The 19,820-nt window shown below is 67.8% G+C and carries 14 protein-coding genes; 13 read left to right on the top strand and 1 reads right to left on the bottom strand.

Annotation, left to right across the window (positions count from 1 at the left end; genetic code table 11):
• Positions 1–26 precede the first annotated feature (26 nt).
• From AC1DYD_RS32095 to AC1DYD_RS32060, 8 genes are all read left to right on the top strand, one after another.
• The gene (locus AC1DYD_RS32095) at positions 27–524 is read left to right on the top strand and encodes a flavodoxin family protein (RefSeq protein ID WP_478176785.1); all 498 of its coding nucleotides are present in this window, start codon (positions 27–29) and stop codon (positions 522–524) included.
• Between the two features lie 96 nt (positions 525–620).
• Complete coding sequence (locus AC1DYD_RS32090; protein WP_478176784.1) at positions 621–1,646, top strand: patatin-like phospholipase family protein; 1,026 nt, start codon at positions 621–623, stop codon at positions 1,644–1,646.
• 5 nt (positions 1,647–1,651) lie between these two features.
• Positions 1,652–5,248 (top strand): hypothetical protein, encoded by a 3,597-nt coding sequence (locus AC1DYD_RS32085; RefSeq protein WP_478176783.1) that lies wholly within the window; start codon positions 1,652–1,654, stop codon positions 5,246–5,248.
• 13 nt (positions 5,249–5,261) lie between these two features.
• Positions 5,262–6,644: a ComEC/Rec2 family competence protein gene (locus AC1DYD_RS32080; protein ID WP_478176782.1), complete on the top strand. Its 1,383-nt coding sequence runs from the start codon at positions 5,262–5,264 to the stop codon at positions 6,642–6,644.
• A gap of 57 nt (positions 6,645–6,701) precedes the next feature.
• The gene (locus AC1DYD_RS32075) at positions 6,702–8,717 is read left to right on the top strand and encodes a hypothetical protein (protein ID WP_478176781.1); all 2,016 of its coding nucleotides are present in this window, start codon (positions 6,702–6,704) and stop codon (positions 8,715–8,717) included.
• Positions 8,718–8,719: 2 nt separating this feature from the next.
• Positions 8,720–10,147, top strand: a complete 1,428-nt coding sequence (locus tag AC1DYD_RS32070; protein ID WP_478176780.1) for an MBL fold metallo-hydrolase — start codon at positions 8,720–8,722, stop codon at positions 10,145–10,147.
• 145 nt (positions 10,148–10,292) lie between these two features.
• Positions 10,293–10,790 (top strand): VOC family protein, encoded by a 498-nt coding sequence (locus tag AC1DYD_RS32065; protein ID WP_478176779.1) that lies wholly within the window; start codon positions 10,293–10,295, stop codon positions 10,788–10,790.
• Positions 10,791–10,829: 39 nt separating this feature from the next.
• Positions 10,830–11,159: a cupin domain-containing protein gene (locus AC1DYD_RS32060; RefSeq protein WP_478176778.1), complete on the top strand. Its 330-nt coding sequence runs from the start codon at positions 10,830–10,832 to the stop codon at positions 11,157–11,159.
• Between the two features lie 118 nt (positions 11,160–11,277).
• On the opposite strand, the gene AC1DYD_RS32055 is transcribed toward AC1DYD_RS32060, so the two are convergent.
• The gene (locus tag AC1DYD_RS32055) at positions 11,278–13,308 is read right to left on the bottom strand and encodes a S9 family peptidase (RefSeq protein WP_478176777.1); all 2,031 of its coding nucleotides are present in this window, start codon (positions 13,306–13,308) and stop codon (positions 11,278–11,280) included.
• 179 nt (positions 13,309–13,487) lie between these two features.
• Here AC1DYD_RS32055 and AC1DYD_RS32050 point away from each other — a divergent pair, with 179 nt between their 5' ends.
• The 5 genes from AC1DYD_RS32050 to AC1DYD_RS32030 all read left to right on the top strand — a co-directional run bounded on the left by AC1DYD_RS32050 (position 13,488) and on the right by AC1DYD_RS32030 (position 19,817).
• Positions 13,488–15,284 (top strand): PQQ-dependent methanol/ethanol family dehydrogenase, encoded by a 1,797-nt coding sequence (locus AC1DYD_RS32050; protein ID WP_478176776.1) that lies wholly within the window; start codon positions 13,488–13,490, stop codon positions 15,282–15,284.
• 10 nt (positions 15,285–15,294) lie between these two features.
• Positions 15,295–15,636 carry a high-potential iron-sulfur protein gene (locus AC1DYD_RS32045; protein WP_478176775.1) on the top strand — a complete coding sequence of 114 codons (342 nt, stop codon included), beginning with the start codon at positions 15,295–15,297 and terminating at the stop codon, positions 15,634–15,636.
• 8 nt (positions 15,637–15,644) lie between these two features.
• A complete protein-coding gene (locus AC1DYD_RS32040) occupies positions 15,645–16,538 on the top strand; it encodes a sensor histidine kinase (RefSeq protein WP_478176774.1) in 894 nt (297 codons plus the stop codon).
• Positions 16,535–17,170, top strand: coding sequence for a response regulator (locus AC1DYD_RS32035; protein WP_478176773.1), 636 nt, complete (start codon positions 16,535–16,537; stop codon positions 17,168–17,170). Before AC1DYD_RS32040 ends, AC1DYD_RS32035 begins: the two co-directional genes overlap by 4 nt.
• Before the next feature lie 112 nt (positions 17,171–17,282).
• Positions 17,283–19,817: a TonB-dependent receptor gene (locus tag AC1DYD_RS32030; protein ID WP_478176772.1), complete on the top strand. Its 2,535-nt coding sequence runs from the start codon at positions 17,283–17,285 to the stop codon at positions 19,815–19,817.
• Positions 19,818–19,820: the final 3 nt, after the last annotated feature.

The following is a 19,820-nucleotide window of genomic DNA, read 5'->3' as shown; positions in this document are numbered from 1 at the left end:
CGGGCCGGGCCGCTATGCTGGGCGGCATGACTTCGAAAACGCTGCTCGTGGTCTACCACACCATGACCGGCGGCACTGCGCAGATGGCGCAGGCCGCCGCCGAAGGCGCGGGCGACGAACCCGGCGTGCAGGTGCGTCTGCTGCGGGCGCCGCAGGCCCAGCCCGAGGACGTGCTGGGCGCCGACGGCTACCTGTTCGCCACGCCCGAAAACCTCGCCGCGATGGCCGGGCTGATGAAGGACTTCTTCGACCGCTGCTACTACGCCGCGCTCGACCGCGTCAACGGCCGGCCCTACGCCACGCTGGTCTGCGCCGGCAGTGACGGCCAGAACGCGGTGCGGCAGATCGACCGCATCGCCACCGGCTGGCGGCTGCGCTGCGTCGCGCCGGCATTGATCGTGTGCACCCATGCGCAGACGCCCGAGGCGATTGCGCGGCCCAAGCAGATCGGCGCCGAGGACCTTGCGCAATGCCGCGCGCTGGGCGCCGCGATGGCGGCGGGACTGGCGCTCGGCGTGTACTGACACCGGCCGCCGAGGCGCGGCCCGCATCCCCCATCTGGCTGATTGCATTCGGTCGCCACAGGTCTAGCATCCGATCCCTCTGGAGAGGGGACCGCCATGGCATTCAAGATCGACGGTGTCGAGAAGCGGATCGGGCTCGCGCTGTCCGGCGGCGGATTCAGGGCGGCGGCGTTCCACCTGGGCGTGATGCGCCGATTGCAGGCGCTGAACCTGCTGGACAAGCTGGACCTCGTCTCGTGCGTCAGCGGCGGGAGCATCGCGGGGGGGACTCTCGCCGTGAACTGGGGCGACCCGGCCTGCCTCGACAAGCTCGAGACCTACCTGCGGACCCGGTCGATCGCCGTGGCGTCGGTGGTCGGCGGCCTCCTCGACCCCTTCGAGTCACGGCTCGACAAGCTCGCCAATTCCTACGATCGCGACCTGTTCCAGGGCAAGACCTTGTCGAGCCTCAAGGGCGGCCCGCGCATCTATTTCAACGCCACCAACCTCGCCACCGGCAACATGTTCTTCTTCGTCGCCGGCGGCGGCAAGGCAGAGGAAATGGGCGAACACGAACTCGGCGTGGTTCCTGCGCCGGACTTCCCGATCAGCCGCGCGGTGGCCGCCTCGTCGGCGTTCCCGCCGGTGTTTCCGCCGCTGCTGCTGCCGCCTTCGATCTACCCGCCGGCCGCCGCCACGGTCGAGTACGTGACGCTCAGCGACGGCGGCATCTACGACAACATGGGCGTGAACCCGCTGCTGCGGACGGCGCGCAACCCGATCGACTACCTGATCGTCAGCGACGGCGGCAAGCCCTTCGCCTTCGAGGACCGCCCCACCGAATCGGGCGCGGTCGTCCTCAAGGCGAGCCTCGACATCATGATGGAGCAGATCCGCGGCCTGCAGTTCGACCGCATCGAGCATCGCCATCTTGCCGGCAAGGGCGCGCGGCCGCTGTGGTTCTCCATCGACAGCCTCGAGGGCGAGCAGCAGCAGGGCGACGCGAGCTTCGCTTCCGCGATCCCGACCAACCTGAAGAAGCTCGACGACGACGAGATGCGCGTCCTGCTGCGGCACGGCGGCGCGCTGCTGGCGTCGCGCGTCGGCAAGTACGCGCCCGAACTCGCGACGGTCGCGCCCTAGTGGCCATGGAACCCAGGATCGACAGGCACTGGCGGGTTCCGCTTCCGGTCTACCGCAGGCTGCGTGTCTTCGCCTTCGATCCCGGCACGACCGCGCGCTTCGAGACCGCGGTGATGAATGAGATGACGCTGCTCGTGCCGTGGGAGGACCTGCAGCCCGGGCCGATCGGCGAATACGTGGCCGTGGTGGACAAGGACGACCAGGGGCGCCAGGTGCATCCGCCGGTCGACCTCGACGACCCGCAAATCCTGGCGAACGACGGCCTCGCGCCTTCCGACGGCAATCCGCAGTTCCACCACCAGATGGCGTATGCGGTCGCGATGCGGACGATCCGCAACTTCGAGCGCGCGCTCGGACGATCGATCCATTGGCCGCCGGCGATGAAGGGCCAGCGCGTGAACTACCGCAGGCAGTTGCCCATCTATCCGCACTACGTCGCCGACACCAACGCCTACTACAAGCCCGGCGACGGCCTGTGCCTGGGCTACTTCCGCGCCGGCGACACTTCCGCGTTCGCGGGCACCACGGTGTTCACCTGCCTGTCGCAGGACGTCGTAGCGCACGAGATCACGCACGCGATCCTGGACGGGATGCGCATCTCGTTCAAGGGCAAGAGCCCCGATGTCCTGGCTTTGCACGAGGCTTACGCGGACCTGATTGCGGTGCTGCAGCACTTCTGGCCCTCGGACGTGTTCCGGGGCCAGATCGGCGCGATCCGGGGAAAGCTCGAGAACTCGAGCCGCCTCGGGGCCATCGCCCCGCAATTCGGCGAAGCCCTCGGGCGGCCCGAAGGCATCCGCAACGCGCTCGGATCGATCGACGAAGCGGGCGTCTGGCATCCGCGCAAACCGGATCCGAAGGCCTACGCCGCGACGCTCGAGCCGCATGATCGTGGCGCGATCGTGGTCAGTGCGGTCTTCGAGGCTCTCCGAAAGATCTACGAGGCGCGTACCTCCGACCTGCGAAGCATCGCCACCAGGGGCAGCGGAATCCTGCCCGAAGGCCAGTTGCATCCCGATCTGGTGAACCGGCTGGCGCAGGAGGCATCGCGCTCGGCGCAGCGCGTGCTCGAGATGATCATTCGTGCGATCGACTACATGCCGCCCGTGGAAACCACCAGCGGCGACTTCCTGCGCGCCATCGTGACCGCCGACTACGACATCCGCCCGGTCGACGACGGCAACTACCGGCTGGCCTTCATCGACGCGTTTCGCAGCTACGGCATTTCGCTTTCCGAAGTGGGCACCTTGTCGCAGGACACGATCCTCTGGCGGGCGCCGGCGAATTCCGACGCGACGCGCGCGGTGAGCGAATTCGTGCGCGAGCTGTCGCGCGAATTCACGCCGTGGACGCTGCCACGCGATCGCGAGGCGCTGTGGAAGCTGCTCGAAGACAAGCGCGCGCTGCTGCACCAGCGCCTGTCCGGCGGCACGGTCGGCGCGATCGGTCCGATCGATCTGCACCGGCGTTTCGAGGTCGAGTCCTTTCATCCGCGCGAGCGCAGCGATGCGTCCGGCAACTTCGCGTTCCAGTGGGTCATCAAGCTGGTCCAGGAGGTGTCCACCACGGCGCGTGCGAAGCCGAAGGCCAGGGCACTCGAACTGGAAGTCGAAGTCGACGTCCGGCCATGGGCCGGGGTGACGCTGATCGTCGACGCCGACACCGGGCAGGTCCGTTACCAGATCGAGCGCAAGACAGCCAAGTCGGCAGCCAAGAAGGGTGCCCCCCCGGCGGCACCGAAAGTCGACGCCGCCCCGATCGCCCCGGCCACGCAGCGCCTGGTCCGCGTGTTCGCCTTCGACCCCAGCATGGGCCGCCAGCGCGAGACCGCCGACATCAACGAGACCCTGATCCGCGTGCCCTGGGAGCGCGACGCCGCCGGCACCGACATCCTCGAGCCAGGACCGGCCGGCGAATACATCGAAGTGGTGGACCGCGATCCCGCGAGCCGGTGCTTCTACGAACCGGTCGACCTGAACGATCGCTACGTGGTGGCGCAGCACGGCCTGCCGCCCTCGGAAAGCAGCCCGCAATTCCACCAGCAGATGGTCTATGCGGTCGCGATGCGGACCATCCGCACCTTCGAGCGCGCGCTCGGGCGATTGGCCCTGTGGCGCTCGCACGGCACGAAGGACGCCGATGGCCGATGGGGCGAGGCGTACGTCCAGCGCCTGCGCATCTATCCGCATGCGCTGCGCGAGGCCAACGCCTACTACAGCCCCGAGAAGAAGGCCTTGCTGTTCGGCTACTTCTCGACGCCGGCCTCGGCCGAGGAGAGCTCGGCGCGGCTGACCGTCTTCAGCTGCCTCTCGCACGACATCGTGGCGCACGAGGTGACGCACGCGCTGCTCGACGGCATGCACCGGCGCTTCAGCGAGCCCAGCAATCCGGACGTGCTCGCCTTCCATGAGGCCTTCGCGGACATCGTCGCGCTGTTCCAGCACTTCTCGCTGCCGGAAGTGCTGCGGCACCAGATCGCATCGACGCGCGGAGACCTCGCCGGCCAGAGCCAGCTTGGCCAGCTGGCGCAGGAATTCGGCCAGGCGATCGGCAGCCGGGGCGCTCTCCGGAGCGCGATCGGCGCGGTCGACGAGCAGACCGGGCGCTGGAAGCGCCTCGAAGGCCAAGCCGGCGACTACCAGCGCTCGTCCGAACCGCACGAGCGCGGCGCGGTGCTGGTGGCCGCCGTGTTCGATGCCTTCCTCTCGATCTACAAGAGCCGCGTCGCCGATCTCTTCCGGATCGCGAGCGAAGGCACCGGCGTGACGCCCGAGGGCAGCCTGCATCCCGATCTGGTCGACCGGCTCACCGACGAGGCTTCGCAATCGGCACGCCAGGTGCTCGACATGTGCATCCGCGCGCTCGACTACTGCCCGCCGGTGGACATTAGCTTCGGCGACTACCTGCGGGCCCTGGTCACCGCGGATTTCGAGAACGATCCGGTGGATGAGGAGCACCGCCGGGTGGCGTTCATCGAGGCCTTCCGGCGGCGCGGCATCGTGGCGGAGCATGTCCAGGCCTTCTCGGTCGAGGGACTGCTGTGGCGCGCGGCGACGGCGGCGCCCGACGAGGACGAGCACGTGGTGGTCGGCATCGTCAAGGAATGGGGCAAGGACATCCGCTCCTGGGGTCTCTCGAAGGATCGCCAGGCCCTGTTCGAGCTGACCCGCGATCGCCGCGCCGCGCTGCACGCCCACCTGAGACCCCGGCTCTCGAAGGAAAGCGTGGTGCTGGCGGGCATCGATCCCGAGTTGCCGTTCGAGGTGCACTCGCTGCGGCCTTCCATTCGCATGGATTGGGAGGGCCGGCCGAACTTCCAGTGGGTCATCGAACTCACGCAGCGCATCCCGCAGTATGTCGGCGGCGAGGGCGAGCGCGCCGGCGGCAAGCCCGACTACTACTTCCGGGGCGGATGCACGCTGCTCGTCGATGCGGAGACCGGCGAGGTGCGATACAGCATCAAGAAGAGGCTCACCGAGGAACGCAAGAACCGGCAGCGCCGCTTCTTCATCGACGAGGGCAGCCGCAGCCTCGCCGCGACCTACTTCGGTTCGCCCGGTGCCGAGGAGCGGGAGCCCTTCGCGGTCCTGCACCGGCATTGAAGAGGAGCGCGACATGGCGTCCGTTCGCATCCGCATGTTCCGCCAGGGTCTGGGCGATTCATTCCTGCTGAGCTTTCCGGGCGACACCGGCGAGGTGCATGTGCTGATCGACTTCGGCGTGCTGCTCGGAACCTCCGACGCCAAGGCCAGGATGCAGAAGGTCGCGGGCCATATCGTGGCCGCGACGAAGCCCAGGCTCGACGTCATCGTTGCCACACACGAGCACTGGGACCACGTCTCGGGCTTCGCGCAGGCCCAGCCGATGCTGGAGAAGGACCAGCTCGAAGTCGGCGAGGCCTGGGTCGCCTGGACCGAGAAACCCGGCGAGCCGCTGGCCGACGAGCTTCGCGGCCGACGCGCGGTGGCCCTCAACAGGATCGCGGCGGCGAGCCGCCAGTTCGCGGCGATCAACGAGCCGGCGGCGCAGAAGACGGCGGCGCGCCTGGACGCGATCCTGGCCTTCTTTGGCGGCCCCGGCGCCGCCGCGCGCGCCACCACCCGGTCGGCCATGGACTGGGTCAAGGCGCGCACGGCGCCGCGCCCGTCGCGCTACCTGTTTCCCGGCGAAACCTTCACCTTGCCCGGCGCGAAGGGCGTCCGGGTCTATGTGCTCGGTCCGCCGCACGACAGCAAGTGGATCAAGAAGAGCGATCCGACCAAAGGCGCGAGCGAGGTCTACCAGCTGGCCGCCGCGAGCGGCGCGGAGTTCGGCCTCTTCGCCGCCATCGATGCGATCGAGCAGGGCGTCGCACCCGCGATGCAACCCTTCGACGAGTGGTTCCGCATCAGCGAAGACAAGGCGCGTGCCACGCCTTTCTTCAGTGATCGCTACGAGCAGGGGCCCGCATGGCGGCGCATCGAGAACGACTGGCTCGGCCCCGCGGGCGCGCTCGCCCTGCAGCTCGATTCCGACACCAACAACACCAGCCTGGTGCTGGCTTTCGAGCTCGAGGCGACCGGCGAGGTGCTGCTGTTTCCCGCCGATGCGCAGGTCGGCAACTGGCTGTCGTGGGACGACATCGAATGGACCGTCGATTCGGGCGGCGCCACGCGCAAGGTCAAGGCGGCGCAACTGCTCGCGCGCACCGTGTTCTACAAGATCGGCCACCACGGCAGCCACAACGCGACGCTGCGGGAAAACGGCCTGGAGCGGATGACCGACGAAGGCCTGGTCGCGATGCTGCCGCTCGACCGCAAGACCGCGGCGAAGATGGAATGGAACATGCCTTTCCCGTCGCTGTACGAGCGCCTCGGCGAGCGCTGCAAGGGCCGCATCCTCGACCTCGAACTTGGAATCCCCGCGAAGCCGGCGGCCGTGTCCGACGCCGAATGGAGGCAGTTCCTCGACAGGGTGGATGTGAAGGAAGACTGGATCGACTACCGGCTGCCGCTGTGACGACGGCGACGCGATGCCACCGGCACCGACAACTCAAGAAGAAATGGAGACCCGCGCATGGCAGACAAGACGACACGCGCCGCAGTGCCGCGCAAGCGGGCGGTCAGGAGCACCGCGCAGCCGCCCTGGATGAAGATCCCCGAACCTGCGACGCGCAAGCTGCGGGTCTACGCGCTGGACCCGAGCGCCGGCAACTTCGTCGGCAATGTGATGTCGGTCGATATCCGCTGGGAGAGGAACCTCAAGCCCGGCCCGGTCGGGCGCCGGTTCGCGGTGATCGACTATGACGGCGCGAACCAGTGCTACTACCCGCCCGTCGATCTCAACGACTATCGCATCCTCTCGCGCAACGGGCTCGATCCCTCGGAGTCCGATCCGAGGTTCCACCAGCAGATGGTCTATGCCGTGGCGTCGCAGACGGTCGAGAAGTTCGAGGCGGCGCTCGGCCGCACGGTCCACTGGCGCCGCGCCGATCGGCCCGCGGGGCAGGAGAAGCCCACGGACCCGGCGGACGACATCTGGGTGCTCAAGCTCTATCCGCATGCGATGGTGCAGGCCAACGCGTTCTACAGCCGCGAGGCGCAGGGGATCCTTTTCGGCTACTTTCGCGCGGCGGAGAAGAACCAGGGCAACAACCTGCCGGGCCAGCGTGTCTTCACCTGCCTGTCGCACGACATCATCGCGCACGAGGTCACGCATGCGGTCATCGACGGCATCCGCACCTTCTTCACGGAGCCGACCAATCCGGACGTGCTCGCGTTTCATGAAGCCTTCGCCGACCTCACGGCGCTGTTCCTGCACTTCTCGCACAAGGATGCGCTGCTCGACACGATTCGCAAGACGGGCGGGCGCCTGTATCCGTTCGAGCTGACGCCGGATGCCGCGCCGGCGGAGGGGTCGGCGCACATGAGCGGCGCCCCGTCCGAAACGGGGGCTCGCATCCGTGCCGAATCATCCGTGCGCAATCCGCTGGTCGAACTCGCACAGCAATTCGGGCAGGCTTCCGGCATGGGCCACGGCCTGCGCGCCGCCCTCGAGGAGCGGCCCGATCCCGGCGCGCTGAGCCAGCGCGTCAACGATCCGCACTACCGCGGCTCGATCCTCGTGGCGGCGGTGTTCGACGCCTACTTCTCGACCTACCTGAGCGCCTCCGCCGACCTCTTTCGCATCTACCGCGCGGGCGGCGCGTCGATGTCGTCGCCCGAGTTGCCGACCTCGCTGGCAACCCTGCTGACGGAGCACGCATCGAAGACCGCCGACGCGTTCTTCCAGCTCTGCGCCCGTGCGCTGGACTATTGCCCGCCGATCGACATCACCTTCGGCGACTTCCTGCGCGCGCTCATCACCGCGAGCGTCGACCTGCGCCCGGAAGAAGATCGTGGCCTGCGGCAGGCGCTGATGCAGGCCTTCCGCGTGCGCGGCATCTATCCCGACGGCGCCAGCTTCTTCTCCGAAGACGCGCTCTGCTGGACACGGGTGCCCGACTGGACGAAGAGCCCCGTCCCCGAGGCGCTGCCGTCCGTGGTGGCGGAGATCGAGGATCCGGAAACCCGGGAGCGCGTGGCGCAGGAACTGCAGTTCGGACTTCCAGGCGGCCTGACGCGGGCGCAGAAGGACCTCAACGGAGCGATCCTGCGCGCGTACGCGCGGCAGAATGCGGCCCGGCTCGGCTTCGACGACGACCCGGGCCTTGCGCCGGAGCGCTTGCCCTATGCGCCGTCCTTCCACCAGGTGTTCCGCATGGCGCCGGACGGCAGGATGCGCATCGACATGGTGGTCGAGCTGGTCCAGACACGCCGTGTGCCCTTCGACAAGGACTGTCCGGAGGCCGGCTCGTTCCCCCTGCGCGGCGGCGTGACGCTGATCATCGCGGCGCCCGACCGCGACCACTACGGCCATCACATTCCACCCAGGGTGCGCTTCGCGGTACGCAAGCCGCTCGTCGGGTCCGAGGCCGACATGCGGGAGGCGAGGCAAAGGCGGTATGCGTTCGCCACCGGCCTCGTCAACGGCGACACCGGCAAGGACAGCCACTTCCAGGTCGACTTCGGACTTCTGCATCAGGGGATATGACCATGGCGACCAAGACGACTGCACCGGCAAAGAAGGCCGCGGCAAGGAAGGCAACGGCCAGGAAGCCGGCGCCGGCGAAGAAGGCGACCCGGACGAACGCCACCGCGGACCGCAGCGGGCTGCGCGTGCGCATGTACCGCGTGGGTTTCGGGGACTTTTTCCTCGTGACCGTACCGACGCGCCACGGCCCGCGGCACATCCTCATCGATTGCGGCGTGCATGCCGGCAACATCAAGAGCATGCCGGCCTGCGTGCAGGATCTGATCGAGGCCACCGGCCGCAAGCTGGCGCTCGTGATCGTGACCCACTACCACGCGGACCATCTGTCCGGCTTCGCGACGCAGGCCAGGGAGTTCGAGCAATTCGAGGTCGAGGCGGTCTGGATCACCAATCGCCTGGACCCGAAGGATGGTGGGGCGATGAAGATCAAGTCGCAGATCCACTCGCTCGCCATGCACCTGCGCCTGCAGCTCGCGGCGCGCCAGGACCTCGACGGCGCGCAGGCACTGGCCATGGCGGAAAACGCCCTCGGCGTCGCGGGCGGCAGCAACGACCAGGCCATGGCGCTGGTCACCCGCGGCTTCAGGAATTCGCCGCCCGTGCACTACTACGAGGCCGGCGACACGGCCGAGCTGCCGCCCTCGCTGCGCGGCGCACTGACGGCGCAGATCCTCGGGCCGGCGCCGAAACACGCGGTCGCCGATTTCACCGCCAGCGACAACAAGGCGCAGCAGTATCTCGCGGCGGTCGATGCGCAGGGCCTTCCGGATGCGGAAGGCTTCGAGCCCTTCGAGCGCCGGTGGCCGGCGACGGCCGCCGACTATCCGCCGGAAGCCTTCCGGCCATGGGCATCGCCCGCCATGATGGAGAAGGCGCTGCACGACGTGCAGCCCGACGTGCTGGCCGCCGCGGCGGCGGCGATCGACGGCACGCTCAACAACCAGAGCCTCGTCGTGCTCTTCACCTGCCGGGGCAAGAAGCTGCTGTTCGTCGGCGACGCGCAATGGGGCAATTGGGCGTACTGGCTCTACGGCAAGCCGGTGAAGGGCGCCGACCCGGGCCTCTCGGCCGAAGCGCGGCGGATCCTGTCGTCGATCGATTTCTACAAGGTCGGCCACCACGGAAGCACCAACGCCACGCCGATCCCGGCGGTCGGCGCGCTCTCGATGAAATGCGTGGCGATGTGCTCGACCGAGACGGGCTTCCCGAGCGCCAAGCGCACCTACGGCAGCATCGACAAGCAGACCGAAGTCCCGCGCATCCCGCTGATGGAGGCGCTCGAGAAGCAGACCGGCAAGAAGCTCGTGCGCAGCGACTGGCTGGCCACGACCTTCGCGAAGGCATCCCCCGAGGCGCACAAGCAGCTGGACCGGCTGCCGCCGGACTTCGAGACGGGCGACATCTACATCGATTACGTGTTTCCGGACTGACGGGGCCCGGTGACGCCGGGAACAATCGGCGGATCCCTACAATGGCATCCGTCCCGGCCGACAAACCGAGGTCCCGCGATGAGGACGATCGGAGTTGTCCGGACGATAGCGGTTGCCGGGTGCTCAACGCTTCAGGAGACACGATATGACCCGCAAGAACACGATCTGTCTGTGGTACGAGGGGGCCGCCGTTGACGCCGCAAACTTCTATGCCGCAACATTCCCCGACAGCGCTGTCGGCGCCGTCTTCCGCGCACCGGGCGACTATCCCGACGGCAAGCAGGGCGACGTCCTGACGGTCGAGTTCACCGTCGTCGGCATCCCCTGCATCGGGCTCAACGGCGGCCCGCATTTCAAGCACAACGAGGCCTTCTCTTTTCAGATCGCGACCGACGACCAGGCCGAAACCGACCGCCTGTGGAACGCGGTCGTCGGCAATGGCGGCCAGGAAAGCGCGTGCGGCTGGTGCAAGGACCGGTGGGGATTGTCATGGCAGATCACCCCGCGCGCCCTCATCGCGGCGCTGTCGGACCCCGATCGCGCGGCGGCCAAGCGCGCGTTCGACGCGATGATGACCATGAAAAAGATCGACATCGCCGCGATAGAGGCGGCACGGCTGGGCCGGAACTTGGCCTCAAGTTGATGGAAACTGACCGGGGCCATCCCAGAGTTACATACCGACATGGCACTCCAGCACGCTTCTCCCGGCCAAGCGCTCGACGTACGACCATTGGGTGCTCGCCTTTCGACCGACAAGACGTCGGCGCTGTTCAAGTCGGCAGACCTTGAGGTCATGCGCCTGGTGCTGCTTGCGGGGAAGTCGCTGCCGCCGCACAAGGTGCCCGGCGAAATCACGATTCACTGCCTCGAAGGCAGCCTGGATGTTGAGCTCGATGAGGCCACCGTGAGGCTGGAGGCAGGGCAGATGCTGTTCCTCACCGGGAACGCGACGCACGGCGTCAACGCAGTGACCGACACCAGCGCGCTGGTGACCATCGCCCTGAAATCCTGAAGTTGCCTGTCGAAAAAGCCAGGTCCCACCTCTGGACAGGACGGAACGAGCACGCCGGAGCGTCTCGCGTACTCGGCGCACCCTGGTAACCGCTCCCGCAGTCGTCCACCGGCATCGCTCACCGGCTGCTGATCGGCATGGCATCGGTGCTGACACCGAACGCCAGTGCATCAAAAAAAGCGGCTTCAGCCTGTAGCGCTTGTTGAATATTCGAGGCCTGTCGAAAGCCGTGCTGCTCCCCGGCAAAGAGCAGGTAGAGGGCCGGGATGCCTCGTGCACGCAGGGCCGCCACCATCTCCTCGGTCTGGCTGGGCGGCACGATCTTGTCTTCCGCTCCCTGGAAGAACGCCACCGGCACGCTCAACCGATCCGCGTGGCGCACCGGCGTGCGGTCGATGTAGGCCTGCTGGTCGGAGAGCGGTCCGACCAGCCAGTCCAGATAGCGTGACTCGAACTTGTGCGTTTCGCGCGCCAGCGCCAGGAGATCGCTCACGCCGTAGTGGCTTGCGCCAGCCTTGAAGAGCGTCCGGATCGCCGGGTCTGCATGCGTGAGGCAGCGAAGTACCGTGAAGCCCCCGGCACTGCCGCCGGTGATGACCATCCGCGTCGCATCGACTCGCTGATCCGCAGCCAGGCACGACGCGGCGGCCGCGCAGTCTTCGGCGTCGATGATGCCCCACATCCGATGCAGGCGATCGCGGCAGGCGCGGCCGTAGCCGGTGCTGCCGCCGTAGTCCACGTCGACGACGGCGATGCCGCGACTGGTCCAGAACTGCGTGCGCAGGTCGAGGCTTCTGGAGGCCGAGGAGGTGGGGCCGCCATGGCACTTGACCACCAGCGGTGGCAGCGCGCCGGCCGGGCCCCGGTAGTTCGCATTGGCAGGCGGATAGAACAATGCGAACGCGGCTTCGCCTCGTGGCGTGCGGAACTCGAAGAGTCGGGGCACCGAGATGTGGTCGCGCATCGCGGGATCGCGCCGCAGGTCCGAAACGCTCCTGACCACGGTCGCGTCGCCGGAGCTCGCGTCGAGCACGACGACCGCGCTCGCAACACCCGGCCCGCCGGCCTTGAACACCACCTTGCCGCCGTTCGCCCGCACTGCGGAGTAGTCCGTGTACGGCAGATCGAAGGGTGCGAGCGTGCTGTCGCGCAGGTCCAGTCGTGCGAGCTTGCCCATCCCGTCTTCAATGTAGGCGCACACCAGCTGATGCGGCGACAGGAAGGCGTACGTCGACATGCCGAAAGCCCATTGTGCGCGGCCGAACTCCGCGGCCATCGGACAGAGGTTCGTGCTGGCGCCGCTCGCGTCGCACCGGTAGATGTTCCACCAGCCCGATCGATCCGACACATAGTGCAGCAGGCCGTCGGCCGACCACTCGGGCTGGAACACGGATTCGCCCGGGCCGCCTGCAATGTGCGCCGCGCGGGTGACCGCAGTGCCGTCGAAATCGCCGACCCACAGCGCTGCGGCGGTCCACGGCATGTCGGGATGGTTCCATGTCAGCCATGCGAGCCTTGTTCCATCGGGGCTGAGACGCGCAGAGGCATAGAAGTCATTGCCCTGCACGAGCACCTTGCCGGCGTCGCCTCCGCCCAGACCCACGGCGACGATGCTGTTGATCGCTTCCGTGCCCGGTACGCGGTGGTCTTCGCGAATGCCGATCCAGAGCTGGCGGCGGGCGTCGAGCAGCCCGTCGGCGTAGCGCAGCGCGGCAGCATCGGACGGCGGGGTCAAAGCGACCGCGGCGGCGGCGGGGCCATCGATGCGGTAGAGACGCTGGTCGGAGAAGTTCGAAAAGCAGACCGTGCCCGCCGCCGCCAGGACCGCACCACCGCCGTATTCATGGACCCGGGTGCGCGCCGAGAAGGGCGTCGGCGTGACGTCGACCCCCACGCCGTCCGGTCCCAGCCGCACCAGCACCTGGCGCCCGGCCTCCAGGGGCCTTCCTTCGATCCAGTACACCTCGCCGCGGTCGAGCAACACGTCGACCAGCGTGGTCTGGGCCGCAGCCACGCGTTCGGGGGTGATCGGCGACACCCAGGTGCCGAACGGTGCAGTGATGGGATCGGACATGCGCTGATTGTTCCACCCGCCATGGCCCGCCGCAGCAATCGGGCCACTGTGACGCGATGTCACGCTCTTCAGCACCTCGACTGTTCAACCTTGTAGCAGTCCAACGGGAAAACCCGCATGTCAAGGCCCGCGGATCGACCCGTATTGCGACAGCGCCGGGTCTGGATGCATGGCATGGCACTTGCCCCTCTGGAGCGTGGCGGGCGCGCGCTTCGCGCGCTTCCTCGACCCATGTTCCACCCTCAGGAGACACCATGCAATTGAAGCTCTTAGCCGCACTCATCTCGGCCGGCCTGGCCGCTGCTGCCGCGCACGCGCAGGTCACGGACAAGATGATCCAGTCGGAAGCCACTGCCACAGGCAACGTCCTGACCTGGGGCATCAACACCCAGGGCCAGCGCTACTCGCCGCTGAAGCAGGTCAACGCGGCCAACGCCGCCAAGCTGCTGCCGGTGTGGGCCTTCTCGTTCGGCGGCGAGAAGCAGCGCGGGCAGGAGTCGCAGCCGGTGATCATGAATGGCAAGATGTTCGTCACCGCGTCCTACTCGCGCATCTTCGCGCTCGACGCGACCACCGGCAAGAAGCTGTGGAAGTACGAGCACCGGCTGCCCGAGGGCATCATGCCCTGCTGCGACGTGGTCAACCGGGGTGCCGCGCTCTACGACAACCTCGTGATCTTCGCGACCCTCGACGCGCAACTCGTTGCGCTCGATCAGAACACCGGCGACGTGGTCTGGAAGGAGAAGTTCGACGACTACGCCGCCGGCTACTCGGCCACCGCGGCGCCGATCATTGCCGACGGCGTGATGCTGACCGGCGTATCGGGCGGCGAGTTCGGCGTGGTCGGCCGCGTCGAGGCGCGCGACCCGAAGACCGGCAAGCTGCTGTGGGTGCGGCCCACCGTCGAGGGCCACATGGGCTACACCTACGACAAGGACGGAAACAAGAAGGAGAACGGAATCTCCGGCACGACCAACAAGAGCTGGCCCGGCGACCTGTGGAAGACCGGCGGCGCGGCCACCTGGCTCGGCGGCACCTACGACGCCAAGACCGGCCTGGCCTATTTCGGCACCGGCAATCCGGCGCCCTGGAACAGCCACCTGCGAGAGGGCGACAACCTCTACTCGTGTTCGACCGTGGCCATCGATGTGAAGACCGGCCAGATCAAGTGGAGCTACCAGAGCACGCCCAATGACAGCTGGGACTTCGACGGCGTCAACGAGTTCGTCACCTTCGACATGGACGGCAAGCGCGTCGGCGGCAAGGCCGACCGCAACGGCTTCTTCTACGTCAATGACGCCAGCACCGGCCAGCTCATCAATGCCTTTCCGTTCGTCAAGAAGATCACCTGGGCCAGCAGCATCGACCTGAAGACCGGGCGGCCCAATTTCATTGCGGACAACCGTCCCGGCGACCCGACCGCCGCGTCCGATGGCAAGAAGGGCAGCCCCGTGTTCGCCGCGCCCGGCTTCCTCGGCGGCAAGAACCAGATGCCGATGGCCTACAGCCCCGACACGAAGATGTTCTACGTGCCAGCCAACGAATGGGGAATGGACATCTGGAACGAGCCGGTCGCGTACAAGAAGGGCGCGGCCTACCTCGGCGCCGGCTTCACGATCAAGCCGCTCAACGAGGACTACATCGGTTCGCTGCGCGCCTTCGACCCGAAGACCGGCAAGATGGCCTGGGAAGTCAAGAACGGCGCGCCGCTCTGGGGCGGCGTGTTGACCACCGGCGGCAACCTCGTCTTCTGGGGCACGCCGGAGGGCTACCTGAAGGCGGCCGACGCCAAGACCGGCAAGGTGGTCTGGCAGTTCCAGACCGGCTCCGGCATCGTTGCGCCGCCCATCACCTGGATGCAGGGCGGCGAGCAATACATCGGCGTGGTGTCGGGCTGGGGCGGAGCGGTGCCGCTGTGGGGCGGCGAGGTTGCAAAGAAGATCAACCTGCTCGAGCAGGGCGGCATGGTCTGGGTCTTCAAGATTCCCGGCGCCGCGGGCGCGCCGCGCACGGTCCAGGCGGGTGGCGCGGCCAAGCTCGCATCCAACTGAGGCCGAGATCATGAACGAGATCAACAAAGGCCTGGCCGTCGGGGTGACCCGGAGGGCCTTCGCGGGCTGCCTGGTGGGTGGCACCTGCGTCGCGACGCTGATGCCCGTCGCGGTATCGGCCGCCGCGCACGTCGAGGAGTCCGATGAGACCGCTGCGGCCCTGGGCTACAAGCACGACACCAAGAGCGTCGACGCCAAGAAGTATCCCAAGCATGCGGCGACGCAGCGCTGCGCGAACTGCGCGATGTGGCAAGGCGCGGCCACCGACCCATGGGCTGGCTGTGCGATGTTCGGGCGCAAGCAGATCGCGGCCGACGGTTGGTGCACGGCCTGGGTGAACAAGCCGGGCTGAGCGTGGCGATGAAGCGAGCCGGCGGCACCGCATGGCGCGGCGACCTGGCCTGGGTGCTGGCGATCACCGGGGGGACCTTTGCACTGTCGAGCGCGCTCGAGCTGCATGAACGACTGGCCGCGATGTTCGCGCGCCACGAGGCATGGCAGGCCGACGAACTGCCGCTGACGCTGGTGGCCCTGTCGCTCGGCTTGGCCTGGTACGCCTGGCGGCGCCTCGGCGAGGTCGCAGGGCTGCTGCTGCACAACCGCGAGTTGACCCAGCAACTCATGACCGTGCAGGAAGGCGAACGGCTGGCCCTGGCGCGCGAGCTTCACGACGAACTGGCCCAGCACTGCACCGCCATCCGCGTCGAGGCCACCTGCATCCAGCGCTCGCGCTCGCTCGCCGAGGCCGGGCAGGCCGCGCGGCGCGTGGCGTCGTCGGCCGAGTTGCTGCAGGACGGCGTGCGCCGGCTGCTGCGCCGGTTGCGGCCGGCCGAGCTCGATGCCCTGGGGCTCGCCGCGGCGCTGGAATCGCTGTGCAGGGACTGGGCGATGCGCACCGGCACTGCCTGCGAGTTTCAGTGCGCAGGCGATCTCGGCGGCTTCGGCGAGGCGGTGGACACCGCGGTCTTTCGCGTGACGCAGGAGGCCCTGGCCAACGTGTTCCGGCATGCGGATGCCACGCACGTGCGGGTCGAGCTGGCATCGACGCCGAGCGGCCTCGCGTTGCGCGTGGAAGATGATGGCAATGGCTTCGCGTCGAGCCGGAAGACGCGCGGCCTCGGCTTGATGGGCGCGGCCGAGCGCGCGGCGGCACTCGGCGGCGTGTTCGGCGCCTTCAGCACGCCGGGTCAGGGCACGCGCGTGCAATTGGAGTTGCCCGATGCGCGAGTCCTGAAGGCCGGGAGCCGCGCATGATCCGCCTGCTGCTCGTCGACGACCATCCGGTGGTGCGCGCCGGCTACCGGCATCTGCTCGAGCAGGACGGCGACATGACCGTGGTCGCGCAGGCCAGCCATGTCGATGAAGGCTGTGCGCTGTACCTGAAGCATGAGCCCGACATCACGGTGACCGACGTCTCGATGCCCGGCAGCAGCGGGCTCGAACTGGTGCGTCGCTTGCGCGAGCGCGTACCCCATGCGCGCACGCTGGTGTTCAGCATGCACGATGGCGAGATGCTGGTGCGCCGTGCGCTGGAACTCGGCGCGCTCGGTTTCGTGTCGAAGAGCAGTGCGCCCGAATGCCTGATCGACGCGGTGCATGCAGCGATCGAAGGGCGGCGCTACCTGAGCCCGGGACTGCCGCAGCGCTTGCTTCAAGGTCCCGGTGAAGCGCCGGGCGTCGAATCGCTCACGCAGCGCGAGTTCGAGATCTTCCGCCTCTTGTCGCGGGGCGAATCGCTCGCCGATTGCGCTCGCTCGCTGCACCTGAGTCCCAAGACCGTGTCGAACCACCAGAGCCTGATCAAGGACAAGCTTGGCATCGCCACCACGGCGGCGATGGCGCACCTCGCGATTCGTCACGGCCTCATCCAGCCGGAAGCCTGCTGAGCCGCAGCGGGAAGTTTTCCCTGTCGCGGCGGAGCTGTTCCGCATACCTTGGGCGATGGGCGCACACGCGCTCGATCCACAACGAAATCCATCGCCCGAGGAAGCCCAACCCATGAACCGTCGCGATCGTCTTGCCGCCTTTTCCATGGCGGCGCCCGCCATCGCCGGGCTGATGCTGTGCCAATCGACCGGCGCCGTCGCGCAAGAGGCGGCCGCATCGGGCGAGCTGGCCACCATCGAGGTCGTCGCGCCGACGCCGCTGCCCGGACTCGACGTGCCGCGCGACGATCTGCCGTCCAATGTGCAAACGGCCACCGGTGCCGACCTCGAGCGCCTTCATGCGCCCGACCTGACGAATTTCCTCTTGCGTGCCGTCGGCGGCGTGACGGTGAACGAGACCCAAGGCAACCCGTTCCAGCCCGACATCAACTACCGCGGCTTCACTGCGTCGCCGCTGCTGGGCACGCCGCAGGGCTTGTCGGTGTTCATGGATGGCGTGCGCCTGAATCAACCCTTCGGCGACGTCGTGAGCTGGGACCTGATTCCGCGCTCGGTCATCTCGACGATCGCCCTGATGCCCGGCAGCAATCCGCTGTTCGGCCTCAACACGCTCGGCGGCGCGCTGGCCATCCAGACCAAGGACGGCTTGCACGACCCCGGCACTTCGGTCCAGGTGGTGGGCGGCTCCTGGGGCCGCGCCGCCGCCGAGTTCGAGACCGGCGGCAGCGACAAGGACAGCGGCTGGAACTGGTTCATCGCCGGCAACCGCTTTCACGAGAATGGCTGGCGCGTCGCTTCGCCCACCGATGTGAGCCAGCTCTTCACCAAGGTCGGACGGGTGACGCGCGACGGCAGCATCTCGCTCACCGCGGCCTTCGCCGACAACGACCTCACGGGCAACGGCACGCAGGCGCTGGGCGCACTGCAGCGCGACTGGGCCAGCGTGCGCACGATTCCCGACAACACCAGGAACAAGTCGACCTTCCTGAACCTCGCGATGACCCAGGCCTTGAACGACACCTGGACGCTGTCGGGCAACGCCTACTATCGCAACATCAGGACGAACACTTTCAACGGCGACGTCAACGACGATGCCTTGAGCGAATCGGTCTACCAACCCAGCCCGGCCGAGCGGGCGGCACTCGCCGCCGCGGGCTTCACGGGCGTGCCGACGAGCGGCGCCAACGCCTCCAATACGCCGTTTCCGAAGTGGCGCTGCATCGCCAACGCGCTGCTCAACACCGAACCCAACGAGAAGTGCAACGGCCTGATCAACCGCACCGAGACAAAGCAGCAGAACCAGGGCCTCGCGGGACAATTTTCCGCGGCAGCGAAGACGGGGAGCGTCGAACACCTGGTCGTGCTGGGCGCAGCCTACGATGCAAGCCGCGTGCGCTTCGGCCAGAGCACGCAGTTCGGCTACATCAACCCCGACCGCAGCGTGACGCCGGTGTTCGGCCCCGGAGCCTTTGCCGATGGCACGCAGGATTCCGAGAACGCCTTCGATGCGCGCGTCGCCCTGTCGAGCCGGTCGAGCACCTACAGCGTGTATGCCACCGACACCATGGCCATCGATGCGAAGACGCACCTCACGCTCTCGGGCCGCTACAACAGTACTTCGGTCAACAATACCGATGGCCTGACGCCCGGTGGCGGCCCGGGCTCGCTGGATGGCCGCTACACCTTCAGCCGCCTCAACCCCGCGATCGGGCTGACCTTCGCACCGAGCGAAGCCGTCACCCTCTATGCCGGGGCCAACCAGGGCAGCCGCGCGCCGACGGCGATCGAGCTGGGTTGCGCCGATCCGGCGAGCCCCTGCAAGCTGCCCAATTCCTTTGCCGGCGACCCCCCGCTCAAGCAGGTGGTGACAACGACCTACGAGGCCGGCCTCCGCGGGGTGGTGCAGCCGAATACGACATGGAGCTTCGGCGTGTTCCGTTCCGACAACCGCGATGACCTGTTGTTCGTGGCCGATGATTCGAGCGGCTTCGGCTACTTCAAGAACTTCGGCAAGACACGCCGGCAGGGCATCGAACTGGGCTTGAACGCGCAGCCCGCCGGCGGCCTGACGTTGGGCGGCAATTTCATGCTGCTCGACGCGACCTACCGCAGCGTGGAAACGGTCGGTGGGTCGGGCAACAGTAGCAACGACCAGGCACTGGCCGGCTTCCCCGGAACCACCGGCAATATCCAGATCCGGCCCGGCGACCGCATCCCGATGCTGCCGCGGCAAGTGCTCAAGCTGTCCGCCGACCTCGAACCGAACGCGCAATGGCGCATCGGCCTGGACATGGTCGCGGCGAGCGGCGCCAACCTGCGCGGCAACGAGAACGGCTTGCACACGCCTGACGGCGTGTACTACACCGGACCGGGGCGCACTTCGGGCTATGCGGTGTTCAACCTCGGCATCGACTACAAGCCGCGGCCCGGGCTGAAGTTCTTCGTGCAAGTCGCCAACCTGTTCGACCGCAAGTACGCGACCGGCGGCCAGCTTGGCACCGATGCTTTCACGGCCAGCGGGGCCTACATCGCGCGCGGGCTGCCGCGCAACGCCAACGGCGATGACCCGGTGAGCCGGGCCAGCCTGGTGTCGCCCGCCGCACCGCGCGCGGCCTGGGTGGGCGTGCGCTACACCTTCGGTGCCTGAAAC

Source organism: Variovorax sp. P4_B11 (assembly GCF_056402355.1).
This window is presented reverse-complemented; position numbering and strand designations above follow the sequence as displayed.

Excerpts from the sequence above, each read along its gene's own strand:
- AC1DYD_RS32095 (WP_478176785.1), top strand. The coding sequence starts at position 27 with ATGACTTCGAAAACGCTGCTCGTGGTCTACCACACCATGACCGGCGGC.
- AC1DYD_RS32090 (WP_478176784.1), top strand. The coding sequence starts at position 621 with ATGGCATTCAAGATCGACGGTGTCGAGAAGCGGATCGGGCTCGCGCTG.
- AC1DYD_RS32085 (WP_478176783.1), top strand. The coding sequence starts at position 1,652 with ATGGAACCCAGGATCGACAGGCACTGGCGGGTTCCGCTTCCGGTCTAC.
- AC1DYD_RS32080 (WP_478176782.1), top strand. The coding sequence starts at position 5,262 with ATGGCGTCCGTTCGCATCCGCATGTTCCGCCAGGGTCTGGGCGATTCA.
- AC1DYD_RS32075 (WP_478176781.1), top strand. The coding sequence starts at position 6,702 with ATGGCAGACAAGACGACACGCGCCGCAGTGCCGCGCAAGCGGGCGGTC.
- AC1DYD_RS32070 (WP_478176780.1), top strand. The coding sequence starts at position 8,720 with ATGGCGACCAAGACGACTGCACCGGCAAAGAAGGCCGCGGCAAGGAAG.
- AC1DYD_RS32065 (WP_478176779.1), top strand. The coding sequence starts at position 10,293 with ATGACCCGCAAGAACACGATCTGTCTGTGGTACGAGGGGGCCGCCGTT.
- AC1DYD_RS32060 (WP_478176778.1), top strand. The coding sequence starts at position 10,830 with ATGGCACTCCAGCACGCTTCTCCCGGCCAAGCGCTCGACGTACGACCA.
- AC1DYD_RS32050 (WP_478176776.1), top strand. The coding sequence starts at position 13,488 with ATGCAATTGAAGCTCTTAGCCGCACTCATCTCGGCCGGCCTGGCCGCT.
- AC1DYD_RS32045 (WP_478176775.1), top strand. The coding sequence starts at position 15,295 with ATGAACGAGATCAACAAAGGCCTGGCCGTCGGGGTGACCCGGAGGGCC.
- AC1DYD_RS32040 (WP_478176774.1), top strand. The coding sequence starts at position 15,645 with ATGAAGCGAGCCGGCGGCACCGCATGGCGCGGCGACCTGGCCTGGGTG.
- AC1DYD_RS32035 (WP_478176773.1), top strand. The coding sequence starts at position 16,535 with ATGATCCGCCTGCTGCTCGTCGACGACCATCCGGTGGTGCGCGCCGGC.
- AC1DYD_RS32030 (WP_478176772.1), top strand. The coding sequence starts at position 17,283 with ATGAACCGTCGCGATCGTCTTGCCGCCTTTTCCATGGCGGCGCCCGCC.